This is a genomic window from Pelodictyon clathratiforme (genome assembly GCF_982375515.1).
On the sequence record NZ_OZ455102.1, the window covers coordinates 2,661,315 to 2,675,040 of the forward strand.

The 13,726-nt window shown below is 49.3% G+C and carries 6 protein-coding genes; 2 read left to right on the forward strand and 4 right to left on the reverse strand.

The features are described from left to right. Nucleotides 1-28: 28 nt before the first annotated feature. From AC56AD_RS13070 to AC56AD_RS13080, 3 genes are all read right to left on the reverse strand, one after another. A complete protein-coding gene (locus AC56AD_RS13070) occupies nucleotides 29-5,944 on the reverse strand; it encodes a hemolysin-type calcium-binding protein (protein WP_012509230.1) in 5,916 nt (1,971 codons plus the stop codon). A gap of 432 nt (nucleotides 5,945-6,376) precedes the next feature. Then, nucleotides 6,377-7,306 carry an NAD-dependent epimerase/dehydratase family protein gene (locus AC56AD_RS13075; protein ID WP_012509231.1) on the reverse strand — a complete coding sequence of 310 codons (930 nt, stop codon included), beginning with the start codon at nucleotides 7,304-7,306 and terminating at the stop codon, nucleotides 6,377-6,379. Beyond that, on the reverse strand, nucleotides 7,297-8,553 hold the full coding sequence (locus AC56AD_RS13080; protein ID WP_012509232.1) for a glycosyltransferase family 4 protein: 1,257 nt from the start codon (nucleotides 8,551-8,553) through the stop codon (nucleotides 7,297-7,299). The genes AC56AD_RS13075 and AC56AD_RS13080 overlap by 10 nt, the downstream gene beginning before the upstream one ends. A 289-nt stretch (nucleotides 8,554-8,842) precedes the next feature. On the opposite strand from AC56AD_RS13080, the gene AC56AD_RS13085 reads away from it, so the two are divergent. Both AC56AD_RS13085 and AC56AD_RS13090 read left to right on the forward strand, forming a co-directional pair. Then, nucleotides 8,843-11,713, forward strand: a complete 2,871-nt coding sequence (locus AC56AD_RS13085; RefSeq protein WP_012509233.1) for a class I SAM-dependent methyltransferase — start codon at nucleotides 8,843-8,845, stop codon at nucleotides 11,711-11,713. Next, nucleotides 11,710-12,645, forward strand: coding sequence for a glycosyltransferase family 2 protein (locus tag AC56AD_RS13090; protein ID WP_012509234.1), 936 nt, complete (start codon nucleotides 11,710-11,712; stop codon nucleotides 12,643-12,645). The genes AC56AD_RS13085 and AC56AD_RS13090 overlap by 4 nt, the downstream gene beginning before the upstream one ends. Nucleotides 12,646-12,749: 104 nt before the next feature. Here AC56AD_RS13090 and AC56AD_RS13095 read toward each other — a convergent pair whose 3' ends face one another. Further along, complete coding sequence (locus tag AC56AD_RS13095; RefSeq protein ID WP_012509235.1) at nucleotides 12,750-13,655, reverse strand: lysophospholipid acyltransferase family protein; 906 nt, start codon at nucleotides 13,653-13,655, stop codon at nucleotides 12,750-12,752. Nucleotides 13,656-13,726 lie beyond the last annotated feature (71 nt).

Consider the following 13,726-nt stretch of genomic DNA (forward strand, 5'->3'; position numbering starts at 1 on the left):
TGCCAACTGAAGCATCCTGCCTTTCGGCTTAGATGAAGTCAGCCGCTGCCAAAGCTGGAGTGTCAACAAATACACCAACCAACTCCACCTCATTTGCTGACAAGGTGTCCAATGTTGCATCTGTGTTGGTTATACGCAAGACGACAGAACCAACACCATTATCGAGTACCAGCAGCGCACTGTCTGCAGGAGTCAGAACAGCATCAAGGCCGACAATAGTACCGTTCAATGCACCACCAGCACCCAGCAACTGAGCCTCAAGAGCAGCGTAGTTAGTCGTCAAGTTAGAAGCAGTAGATGCAAGCACATTTGCAAATACCGCGCTTCCAACTCCGGTTTGAGCGATGAATACGACACCGGCAGTGCTAAGAGGGTCACCCAATCCAGCAGCAAATGTCGCAGCAGTGATAACATCAGTACCTGCAATGCCATCAGCGTTTGTACCCAGACCGTTCAACAATGCACCATTGTAATCAAACTTGTCTGTGCCGGAAGCGAAACCTGTGATCAGGTCAGCATTGACAAGAGAGATAACATCAGAACTCACCGTATCCTTAACCTGAACTGAAGGAGCAACACCAGACTCAGTCAAGTTGATGGTGTCAATACCAGCGCCACCGTCAACAACGTCCTGACCTTCACCGGCAAGAATCAAGTCAGCACCAAGGCCACCATAAATCGTGTCGTGACCAGCACCGCCATCCAGAGTGTTCGCTGCATCGCTGCCCGTGAGAACATCGTGGTAGTTTGAACCCGTCACGTTTTCGAAGTTGCTGATGGTATCGCCCTGGGCATCACCACCGGAAACAACGTTTGTTGCAAGGTTCACCGTTACCGCCGCGAGGCTCAGGCTGTAGTTCACGGTATCGATTCCCTCACCGCCGTCAAGAACGTCAGCGCCAATCAAACCGGAGATGTTGTCATTACCGGTACCACCGTTGATGGTATCAGCAGCGCCGATAACCGAACGAGCCACGGTTTCAGTAGCCACACTCGGATCAGGCTGAACAAATCCCAGATCTCCAGGGACCGTGCTTAAATTCATTGTCGTCTGTTGACCCGCATAAGTACCAGCAAGGATATTTACTATCATCGGATCGAACGGAGCACCTGTTGGCAAACCTGTTACAGTTACAGTAAGAGTCGCTGTAGGTGTAGTACCTGAAATTACTGATACAGCGGTACATCCAGCTGCTGATACTGCTGCGTCAAAAGCTGTTTTACCAGGGAGATAGGTAATTACAACTTCATTTGGTAATGATTGTTCTTTTACGGTCGCGATTTGGTAACTGGTACCTTCCCATTGAACTTCAACAGTCTCAGTATCATTATCAAAAGGGTTAAGACTCCCAGTACGTGAAACCGTCAAGGTCTGTATCTGTGGCGTGTTGTCACCGGCATTGTTCGTCGTAGCTGTTACCGTGTAGTCTGTACCAGCAACTGCACCGGTCAAACGAAGCTTGTCAGCAGCAGCAACAGCAGTAGCAGAACCAAACTGCGTACCTGCCGTTGTGATGCTATCTGCCAAACCGTCTGATCCAGCACCATCATATGCTGCAATCGCAGTTGCAACTGCGGCACCGTTTACTCCGTCCGTACCGATTGTTGCAATAATGGATTGACCGTTATGCGTAACCGTAATCACATCCCCGGCATCATACGTTGCTGCAAAGGTTACAACTTCCAGCTCTGGCTGATTTGTTACTTCGTCACCAACGATGATGTCGTTACCGGCCCAGCCATTAATGGTGTCTGTTCCACGTCCGCCGATGATGGTATCGCTGTTTTGTGTACCATGGATCAGCAATGTAGCGGTATCTCCATACTCAACAGAGATTGCTGCACCACCAGTAGAGAGGTTTGCGTCAGTATCGAGCACTGCCGAGGCGTCTACGGTAAAGGTACTGCCAGTCCAGCGATCGGCGATCGCAATGGTCATGGCTCCCTCAGCGCCACCGTCGTTTGCCGTTGCACCTTCAACCAAAACGAGTTTGTCGAAAGCGCCTGCTGCCAGGGTAGCTGCGCTGCCAACATAGCCGGTGTTGATATCAACATTTCCATCACCGGTACCAGTGTTACTGGAGCTGATGACATGTGCATCGTTTTCATCAGCGGTATAAACACGAACTTCAACCGTAGCCGTCTGTGAGCCGGAGTTGACCATGTTCATAATGGTACCACCTTTGGCTGCAACCTGGATATCCATGTTTACAAACTGAATATCGGTATCATCGTCTTTGCTCTCGATGTTTAATGTGGTCTGGGCAAGGTGTGCATTCAGATCAATCAGCAATGCACCACCAGCAATGTTCTGGGTGTTGACCGTTGAACCAACCGTGAAGTTGTTACCGATCAGAAGATCAAGCCGGTTATCCTGGTTACCGATCATGCGGATGGTATCCACATTCGTGTTGCCTGCGCCGGTACCTGCCTGCTCGTCGATGGTAATCGTCAAATCGCCGTTTCCACCGTTGTTAGCTGTTGCCGTGTCAACCAGAATCGTTTCGATGCTGTCAAGATTCATAAAGACATCATCGTTGACAATCATTGAAGGGCTGACACCTGCGTTGTCGTTTGTGCCGAGGTCATCGTTGCCATCAACAATCAGCGTATCGCGACCGTCGCCAGCGCTGACAGTGTCGGCACGGTTCAATGCAGATACCGTGTCATCCGAACGAACATCATCCAGACGCATGTCGATGATGTCTGTACCGGAACCTGTTGCAATGTTGTAGTTGTTGTCGACATCCACGCGCAGGGTTACGTTTGCAGCAGTTACTGCTGTACCTGCAGCATTGTTGACGCGGATAGTGTCAGCATTGACGTTGTTGACCTCAATGCCTGCGCCGGCAGCAGCGCCAGAGTTCAGGGTGAAGGAGGTAACAGCGGTGGAAGAGACATCACCTGCAACAAGTGGAGCACGGGTTGCGCGGAAGTTAAAATCACCAAAACCATTCATGTCTACTGAGTGCGCATTGGCATCAGAGAAGGTGAGGGTGAAGTTCTCAACCAGCGTTGTATCATCGTCGGTTGTTGAAGCTGCGTTACCAACGGTATCGGTAGCAACATGCGAATCAACATTCAAAGAGAGGTCGAATGCTTCTGCGGCATTGATGGTCAATGCTGCGGCATCGTTCAGGTCACGCGCACCATCATAGTTAATGTTCAGGTAAACGTCTGTAGCTGGCGCATTCGTGGTAATCGCGCCGGTTACCTGTACACCACCCGTAAGCGTGTCCTGATCCGTTGTGCTGATTGCCAGAACGCTGTCATCAACAAGAGCGCCACCGGTGACACCGGTTGCTTCGAATGCTGAAAGTGTCAAAGCTACGCCTTCACGCATGTTGTTCAACGTGAATGTGGTCTTGGTACCAGCCTCGTAGCTTTCGGTTGCCGGACCCGTTTCCAGCCATTTTTCCTGTGAGGCAAGGTTAATGGTTGCCAATGCTGCATCAAAACGCATAACGTCTGTCGTGATTGCGCCATCTGTAGCGTTGTTGTCATTTACAGCATGGAAACCGTTCGTGTGCTGTACAATGGTATCAGCCGTATCGGTATCCTCGATCTGGTTCGCTACCGTCAAATTCAGGATTTGGGTACCGATAATGTTGACGTTGAGGTCTGTCTGTGAACCAGCCATCGTTGTATCCTGATCCGCCATCGTGGTAAGAACATCAACATTGACATCATCAAGTGCCGTCACGTTCATGGTTTCAGCACCACGAAGCTCTGCATCACGCCCTACAATAGTAAATGCAGAACGGGTTGTCTCTGTCGGAGCGGAAGACATGGTATCGGCAATACCGGCATCAGACTCTGTGAAGTTGATCACGTCGTTTGCACCAGCGCCCAAATCAACGATAGCGCCGAGACGATCAATAACACCAAGCGAGGAGACTTCATCGGTGTATGCGTTACCGGAGTCGCCATGTGTAGCATCGACAAGGGTCTGTACATCTGCATCGGTATCTCCGGCAAGAATAGTAGCATAATCTGTCAAACCAGCGCTTACCGTATCGTTATCAGCTCCGGTATCAACCAAAGCGCCTTCAGCAACCATGGTAAAGATGACTGCATCTGTGCCTGTACCCGTGTTTACAATTGCGCCGATCTTCTTCTGCTGGTCATTTTTGTTACCGTCAGTCAGGGTAATGTTGTCCCAGTCGGAACCGCTTGTCAAGCTTGTTACTGTAACAGAGTCGTTGCCATCGCCGGTCACAATCGAAGCTGCTGTTACATCGTCAAAACCGGTGTTGTTTGATTCGTCCTTGTCATGAGCTGTCACCAGCAATGATGCGGCTGTTACGCTATCGTTACCGGTACCGGTATCAATCTGCGATACACCTTCGACGTCGGCGGAACCCATTTCACAACCACGGATAGCAACAACGTCGTTACCAGAGCCGGTGGAGATATCGCCTGCAAGCACACCGTAAGTGTGAATCTGGTCATTGCCGGATCCTGACGTGACTTTCAGATCTTCGTCTGCACGGAATGCGTAGAGTGTCGAAGGGTTACCATCGGAAGGCGTTTGAACACCAAGTTTCAGGTTGCCGGTCATGGTACCTGCGTTCACGGTCAGCACTACTCCGGCATCCTGCTTGGTGGTATCGAGGCCATCAATCATGACGTTGGCTGCGCCGGAAATGTTCACAGTTTCCAGATCGTTTGTCGAGATACCATCGTTGCCTGGAGATAAGGGAAGGAGTTTGTCTTTGACGATATCAACACGGTGGTTCGCGACGATGTTGATGGTCTCCAGACCATTTGCCGTCAGTTGGTTGATTTCAAGGGAACCCGCAGCACCGACTGAAGCGCCGGCTGTAATGCTCAGTGTCTGGGTTGTTGTGCCAGAGGGTAAATCATTTTGCAGATCTTCGCGTGTGTTAGCGCCGATCGTCAGCGCATCAACGTCGTTCGTGGCGTTCGATGCCATGTTGATGGTTTCGTAGTAGAAACCAAGGTCAGCATCATTATCGCCACCCTCGTTCAGCGTCACTTTGTGAACACGAACATTGTTCACACCGAAGGCCAGAACGTCTGACGTTCCTGTGAGAACCTCTTCTCTTGTAGTGAAGTCAACGGTTCCGGAACGGGTTGCATCGTTCAGGGTAATTGTTGATACCGTAGCGCTCAATTCAGTATGCTTGACAGAGGCATTGGTTGCCGTGATGCGTGTAACATTCAATGTCTGCAGCAAATCTGCATCAGCGAGAATCAATTCTGTAACATCATCACTCGTCCAGGCAACATTAACTGTAGTAATGCCATTGAGTGTTGGCTGAATCATGGCCTCCTCTGAAGTGAAATCAGTCTGTGTGCCAATTTCAACATTCAGCGTAGGGTTGGTGCCGATACCTGTCAAGACGTCGTTGTCTGAAAGTGTCGTCAGGTAGCCTGTGCCGGGAACCAGCTTTGGCGCCGAGTTGAACACATTGGCTGTTGCGGTATCATCATCAGTCGTAAGCGTGAAGCTGTTATCGAGTCTCAGGAGACGACCAGGAGTGCCGGCTGCAATTTCCGCACGACCGAACTGAATGTAGTGTTTGGCCGCTGCATCATAATTGGTAGCGCCAAGCCAATCTCTCAAATCAGCATTTGCTGCAAGATAGGCTGCAGAGTCAAAGGTGCCCATTGAACGTCCCTCAGCCGCACCGTTCGTAATATAGTGCTGTGCTGCCTTGATTGCGTCAGCATCGGTAATGCCGTCAGCACCAAGCCAGTTCATAAGATCAATGTTCGATGCAAGATATTCCCATGCATCAAAGACAATTGAACGATTTTCTGCACTGGCATGCATGTTATAATGCCATGCAGCATTCGTAGAATCAGCCGCATTCAGCACGCCATCAAGCAGCGCCCAGCCCCTCAGGTCACCGTAGGAGGCAAAATACTCCCAGCTTTCCAATGAACCTGTCGTAATTGAAGGAGGAATTAATGACATAGTTTTATCTGTTTATTTATTTATGTAGAACAATGAAATTTAATGCTATGGAAACCGAAATTCCTGCTTTTTGCCGCCCAAAACACACCAACCAGCCTATACGCGCCAGAAACCGCACCTTACCCTCATGCTAACCAAAATCCCTGTTTGAGCAACATTCACCCGGATAATGTATAAATTAAAAAGTAAAGAAAAAAAGAAACGGGGAAAAAAACGAATTAGCCCCTGATTCAATGTTCACTCTCCAAGCAACCATTCCACCCGGCAGGAGCAACCGGGCCGCTCTTCAAATGCCACAAAAATATCCATCTAATTTCAACAATAGTAAATATACTGCTCTTGAACAAGAGTTTGTCAATAAAATAGCATTTTCATGGTTTTTTATAGACGGCAGTTATTAAAAAAAGGGCACTCGATACTCATCTATCACTCTTATCGGTGACAATTCTTTTGGTTACTGAACATTGCACGAATCCCTTCTTCAAGATGAAGCTGCGCCCGCCAGCCCAGTTTTTGTTCTGCTTTTGAAATGTCGAGGAGGCAGCAGTCCGGCAGCGTTTGATTTTCAGGCAGTTCTTCACTCTGAATAGGCAAGTCAGAACCGCTTATTGTACGTATCAGAGCAAGAATTTCCATGACGGATGTTTTTTTTCCGCTGCCGATGTTGAAAATATCAAAGGGTGCGGGATTTTTCAAGGCCAGAACAAGGGCTTGTGCTACATCTGATACGTGAACATAGTCCCGAATGTTTTCAGGGTTTCCCAGCAGTCGCAACGGCAGCCCCATGGTGGCTCTTGAAACAGCAGTACCAATTAACCCCTGCATTCTCAGAGGCGGGAGCAGCGCTCCATAGGCATTTGCAACGCGCAGTATGGTTGCACGCAAAATCCCTTTTTCAGCAGCCGCATGCAGATAGTGTTCAATGGCCAGTTTCTGGATTCCATAGATGAGCGAGGGGGTGCAGGGATCCTCCTCTTTTGATGGATGGTGATCGAGGGTGCTGCCATAGACGGCGCCGCCGCTGCTGATATAAATGACATGGGGGCAGCGACCGGTTTTTTCGATTGCCTGTATTAACTGGAGTGATGGAAGCAGATTGACGACGGCGTCAGCCACAAGGTCTTTGCCTCTCATGAGGGGTGTGCTTTCATGCGCCAGATGCATGATCACATCCTGACCGTTCACCAGAGCATCACAAACCGCACCATCCGATAAATCGCCCTTGATGCAGTTCTCTTGTGCGCTGTTGTCTGGCAGAGTGTTCCTGTACAGAAGTGTCAGTTGATGCTCTCCGGCCTGCCTGAGAGCTGTTTGTGCTGCAGAACCAATAAGACCTGCTGCTCCGGTTATTGCTATACGCATAGGGTCTGCTCAAGTTCTGTCTCAATTTGTGAGACCATTTTTTCAAACGTAAACGCTGAGGCCCGCCCGGTTGCGGCTCGAGAGAGTTGCGCACGGAGTTGATCGTTTCTGATCATTTCGACAACCTGGCGCTTCAGGCTTCCGGCATTCCCGGCTTCAAAGAGCAGCCCGGTTTGCCGATGCCCGACAATTTCAACATTTCCTCCTGCTGCGGAAGCAACGGTGGGGATTCCGGCTTCGAGCGCAAGGATCAGGGTGAGGGAAAAGGGTTCGTAGAGTGAGGGAAAGAGGTAGATATCGAATTGCTGGAAAAGATCAAACAACCCGGTCTCCGGTACCGGCTGACGAAAGATCAGTGACTGCTCAAGCCCCAACCGGGCGGCAAGATCGTCAAGGCGCTTTTTATAGCTCTTGTCCTGTGTGTCGCCAACAATGGTCAGGGTAACCCGTTGCTGGCGGCAGGCACGCTGAATGCCGGCAAGCGCTTCGAGAGCGGTATGCACTCCCTTGATATCAACAATTCGACCGGCAAAGAGAAGGCGGACTTCACCCTCTTTGACAAAGGTTGTCCGATCCTTGCGTTGGGCTTCGGGTTTATGCAGAAAATGCACTCCGTGATAACAGATGGCGCTCCCCTCCTGAAAGGCGCATGAGGCGTCTTCGTAGAGATGCATCATAAATTTGCTTGCAAAAATTGCACGTCCCTTGATGCTCATGACGGTGTTGCTGCTTTTTTTCTTTAAACCGCCAGGGAGCATTCGGTTGATGATTCGAGTGATAACTTTTTTTTTAAAGACCTCTCTGGAAAAGTACTTGCCTATGAATTCGGGATTAAGAAACAGCAGCATCCAGTTGTCGGTCAGCAGGTAGAGTTTCGGAAGTGCGCTCTGTTGAATCAGATCAAGAAAACCATGATTGAAAAAATAGAGGTTCCAGACAAAGAGCAAATCGGGTTCTGCCTCCTCAACAAGCTTGCAAAACTGCTCTTCATTATGTCGTTCCCATTGGCCCCGTTCTTCGAGTGATGCTTCGAAAGGCTTATAGATTGCCCCTTCAGTTGCAAAGAGTTTCAGCGTCCTGATGACCCGTTGTCCCCTGATTTCCTCATGACCTCCTCCATAACTGCTGGTCAGAACGGTAATGTCGTGCCCGCGAGCGTGCAGCGCCGATGCCATGTCAAAGCAGAGGCGTTCATATCCTCCAATCACGTTGGGCGGGTAGAGATTGCTGATGAAGAGAATTTTCATTGGCACAGAGAGGGACAGAGAGATGATTTCACCCGTGAGTTTGTTACCGGTGAATATATAAAATGAGAGCTTTCAGAACAATGGAATTGCATCTGATACTCTTCCCGTTTTGCGGCAGAAAATTTTTCGGTTCATTGTTCTCTCTTTAATGTTTTGGTTTGTATTTTCTGCAACTGCATCTGTTGCTGAAAGAGGGAAATAACCGGAGTCGGGATAAGGTTCGGTGACTGGCCGTTTACGGCGCTGGCGGATGTGATCGTCATATTATTTTAAAGCGTTAGCCAACATCATGGAAGAGATTCTTTCACAAGCTTCACTGCTGCAACCACACCATCTCCAACTGCCGCTGAGCTGGGCCGGGCACATCCCTTTGGCCTTCTGGCTGATTGATGTAACAAGGCCTGCTCTTTTTGTTGAACTCGGCACGCATACGGCCAACTCCTATTTTGCTTTTTGCCAGAGTGTGCAACAGCACCATCTCTCTACGCGATGCTACGCCGTTGATACCTGGAGAGGCGATGAACATGCGGGCTTTTACTGCGATGAGGTGCATCAGATGGTGGAGGCTTATAACCAGACACACTACCACGCCTTTTCGTCGCTGATGAGAATGACTTTTGATGAGGCGCTCCCCTTTTTCAATGATGGATCAATCGACCTGCTTCATATTGATGGTCTGCACTCCTATGAGGCTGTCCGTCACGATTTTGATTGCTGGCTGCCGAAAATGTCGGAGAGGGGGGTGGTGCTGTTTCATGATATCAATGTCAGGGAGAGGGGATTCGGGGTCTGGAAGCTTTGGGATGAGCTTTCGGCTCTTTATCCGAATTTCTCTTTTGAGCATTCGCATGGTCTCGGGCTCCTCTTTACCGGAACAAGAGAGTCTGAGAGGATGCGCAGGGTGCTCGAGGAGTGGGCGTCGGATGAGAGGGGCGTTCTGGTCAGGAATTTTTTTGCTACGACAGGTGAGCGCATTGTGCTGGGTTATCGTACCTCTGAGCTGACAGAGAAGCTGAAGCAACTTAGCCGTGACCATGAACAGCTTACTCGTGACCTTGAGGAGCGGGAGAAGCAGATCACAACTCTGGACAGCAATCTGCATCTGCTGGAAGCCCAATTTACGACTTTGAAAAACGATTATAACCGGGTCATCCGCTCAAGCGCATGGAAAATGACTAAACCCGTTCGAAAACTATCGAAATCGTTTAAAAAGCGATCACGAAAAGTGCGAAATGTGCTTTTTACATTCCTTGCCAAGCACTCTCTTACAGCGGGTTACCTCTCGAAGCTTGACCCCCTTTTTCATCTGCGGCGGTTATGCCAAACATTGTACAAAGATGTGACTGCCCGGAAAATTGTCGTTATTGATGCTTTAACCCCCACACCAGACCAGGATTCCGGATCGATCGATACGTTCCTCTCCATGCAGGCGCTGGTCGAACTTGGCTATGATGTCACCTTTATACCCGCAAACCTTCTCTACCGGGAGAGGTACACTGATGATCTGGCATCGCTCGGCGTTCATTGCCTCGACAATCGCAATATCAGTTCCATTACCGATTTTTTTGTCGTTGCCGGACAATATTTTGAGCTGGTGATGCTTTACAGGGTGAACGTTGCTGATGCTCACCTTCCCGCTGTACGTAAACATGCTCCACAGGCCAAAGTCATTTTTAATACGGTTGACCTGCATTTTTTGCGTGAAGAGCGGAGTGCCGAGCTGGAAAATTCCAGCCAGCTCAGGAAGAGGGCAAAAAAAACAAAGGCGCAGGAGTTCGCGCTGATGCGCGCTGCCGACGCAACCATTGTTCTGAGTTCTGCAGAACTTGAACTTGTCCTGAAAACGGATCCTTCTGTGAAGGCTTATCTCCTTCCCTTTTTTCGTGATCAGCCGGGCCGCACTCTTCCTTTTGCAGAACGGCGCAATATTGTCTTTATCGGCAGCTTTGAACACCGGCCAAACGTCGATGCTATAACTTATTTTATCAGTGCAGTATGGCCTCTTGTACGCCGAAATATTGCTGATGCTGACCTGCTGATCCTTGGCAGCAATCCCTCTGAGGAGGTTTATGCGGCGGCGCAGGGTGACCCCCGGATAACGGTCGTTGGCTTTGTACCTGATTTGGGTGATTATTTTCATTCCTGTCGTCTCTCTGTTGCACCGCTCAGGACAGGAGCCGGCATTAAAGGGAAAATTGTCACAAGCGCCAGTTTCGGCGTGCCTTGTGTAGCAACCTCCCTCGCTGTAGAAGGAATGGGGCTGACTGCGGGCAGAGAAATTCTCGTTGCCGATGGAGATGAGTCTTTTGCTGACGCAGTCGTCAGGCTTTATACTGATGCGTCGTTATGGCAGGAAATCAGTGATCATGCTCTTGTTTTTATGGAGCAACAATTTTCCTGCGCTGCAGGAAAAGAGAGACTGAAGGCGTTTCTCGCTTCCCTGCTTTCCGTGAAGGAGGTGCAACAAGCCTCTGAAGCGCTCTCCCCACACTCTGTTGCATTTGCGTCAAACGATGCATCGTGTAACGCTCTCTCTCTTCCTTCCCCGGTAGCAAACGATTCTGACAAAAGAATGAGGATTGTTGTGGAGGTACCCTCTTTTGAGAGGGGCTCTCTTGAAAACCCGCTGCTCGATATGGTGCTTGCTTTTGATAAAGCGCTCTTCGAGTGTGCAATTCTTACACCAGGAACAATGGGTGACTTCAGCGCAAAAGCAGAATCAGCAGGAATTACGGTTGTACAACTCCCGAAAATCAAGAGCGCTTTTGCCTATAACCGTTTTTTGAAAAAATATTGTCCGCAGTTGTCGATATCGCAAGGTTCGTATCTGGGGTATCCGTTTTTTGAGGCCTTGTCGATACCAAATATCACGCTTCTTGATGATGCCTTCGTGAGTGACTGGCAGCGGAATGATTTTCCCGGATTCAAGCCCTGTGTTGATACCTATGTTGCTGCTTCACGAAAAAAGGCTGACTCTGCAGAAAAGATCCTTGGCATTCCTGGCGAAAAAGTTGTTGTAGTTCCCAATGGGGTAACTGTTTGCGAAAATGAGGGGAGCGAGAGTCAGAACGCAGACCACCACGATTCATTTAAGGATGTTGTAGCGCAATACGAGAAGTTGATGATCAATGTGATTCACAATAATCATGTCCCGATATGACGCACATGGATAACCCGTCAATCAGTGTTGTGCTGCCGTTGTACAACCATGCTCACTACATTGCTTCAACGTTGCAAAGTGTTTTGGAGCAAACTTCTCCTGTTGATGAAATCATTCTGATTGATGACGGTTCAACCGATAACGGCTTCAGCATAGCATATAAAATGCTGAGAGATGAGCCAAGGGCAACACTGTTGCAGCAAGAAAACTGCGGCGCTGAGAAGACGTTGAACAGGGCAATAGGGCTGTCGCAAAGTGAATTTATTGCGGTGCTTAATACCGATGATCTTTTTTTGCCAACCAAAATAGAGCGCTGCCGGAACATTATCTGCAATCATCCGGAAGTTGATTTTGTCTGCGGCGGAATCGGCATCATTGACGAAAAGGGTGGGCGGCTCTCTGACGGTGAAACCGTTGAATGGCTGCAAAGGGCATCAGCATTCCAGAAAAAGTGCAGGACTCTTGATCTGGCTTTTTTGAATGAAAATTCGGTGACATCGACGTCGAATATGTTTTTTTCGCGTGAACTGTGGAGAAAGTGCCAGGGATTTCAGCCGTTGCGCTATTGCCATGATCTGGATTTTCTTTTGACTGCACTCTGCCATCACTGCGTCATGATCGACATGGAGCAGACGCATATCCTTTACAGGGTACACCGAAAGAACACCATCAAGGAGGATCTCCTGAAGGTACGCCTTGAAGTGGCTGCTGTGATGGCCAATACCATGAAAACAAACAGTGCCCGATTACTTGATGCTGAGCGCCTCTCTTCCGACCTCCCGCTGATTTCAGAAATACTGAGGTCAAAAAACAATGCTGCACTGCTCGCGACGCTCCAACTGCTGCGCAACAACTGTTCTGACCGTCACGATTTTTATACGCTGCTCAAGAATCCAAAAACCTCGGAGTGTCTGATACAACAGTTTATGTAGACGTATGGAACCATCCGGAAACGGACGCATTCCTGCAAATCAGAGCGGATGATGGTATCCGTAATATTTCAGAATAGAGCGTTGCGTTCATCAAAAGATTTCGTTTACAACTCCATCCTTTTCCACCGGTTGTGCAGCCAGAACCACTCTTCAGGGTATTGATAGATAGAGCGCTCAAGTACTTTGGTGTATCGGCGGGCAAGTTCTTCGGCGTCCTCTTTGCTGGTACCGAGATCGCTGTATCCAATCTCTTCATAATCGACCTTATAGCGGCCATCTCCCGTTCTGCGGCACATGGCAGCAAAAAGCGGTACCCCTGCTTTAAGGGCAAGCCAGGCGGGCCCGAGAAAAACGGAGGTTCGACGTCCAAGGAACCCGGTAATAAAGGAGCCCCCGGGTGCAGACTGGTCGCCAAGCATGACAAGAATCTCTCCCCGGCGGAGCGTTCTCAGCCCCTCGCGAAGAGCCTGCCCGTTGTAGATGACCCGGTTGCCTTGCATGGTTCGCCAGGCGTTGATCTGGCTGTCAATCCGGGAGTTTTTCAACGGTTTTACTACGATGGTCAGAGGAGCAACCAGCAGGCCGGAACAGAGACCGAGCAGCTCCCAGTTGCCAAAGTGGGCTGAAACGAGTACTCCTCCTTTTTTATTGCCAGTGGTTTTTGCAAGAAAATCAGCAGCATCAACGTTGAGGAGATGGCGTGCATCGTCCGCTGTTTTGATCATGGGAAGACGAAGCATTTCAATAATATTTTCAGCCTGGTTGCGATAAACCCTGGAGGCAATGGCTTTGATTTCCGCGCTGCTTTTTTCGGGAAAGGTGAGCGCAAGATTCCCGGTCACAAGGGAGCGCCTTGTTTGAAGGATGTAAAAAACAAAATCACCGAGGAGATGGGCTATGGCGGTTGAGCGTTTGCGACTGATGTTTCTGACAAGCGCTCCAAGCATCATGATGAGCCAATAGAGGGCTTTCTGTGAAAATTCCCCGTTGTTTCTCCCTCTTCGCTGCATAACAATGATCTCTGTTTTACCATGCGGACAATCGAAGAGTATACGCTAAATTGGAAAAAAATATCAGATAT

Bases quoted from the DNA above. Each gene is read 5' to 3' on its own strand.
- AC56AD_RS13070 (WP_012509230.1), bottom strand. From the start codon at position 5,944: ATGTCATTAATTCCTCCTTCAATTACGACAGGTTCATTGGAAAGCTGG.
- AC56AD_RS13075 (WP_012509231.1), bottom strand. From the start codon at position 7,306: ATGCGTATAGCAATAACCGGAGCAGCAGGTCTTATTGGTTCTGCAGCA.
- AC56AD_RS13080 (WP_012509232.1), bottom strand. From the start codon at position 8,553: ATGAAAATTCTCTTCATCAGCAATCTCTACCCGCCCAACGTGATTGGA.
- AC56AD_RS13085 (WP_012509233.1), top strand. From the start codon at position 8,843: ATGGAAGAGATTCTTTCACAAGCTTCACTGCTGCAACCACACCATCTC.
- AC56AD_RS13090 (WP_012509234.1), top strand. From the start codon at position 11,710: ATGACGCACATGGATAACCCGTCAATCAGTGTTGTGCTGCCGTTGTAC.
- AC56AD_RS13095 (WP_012509235.1), bottom strand. From the start codon at position 13,655: ATGCAGCGAAGAGGGAGAAACAACGGGGAATTTTCACAGAAAGCCCTC.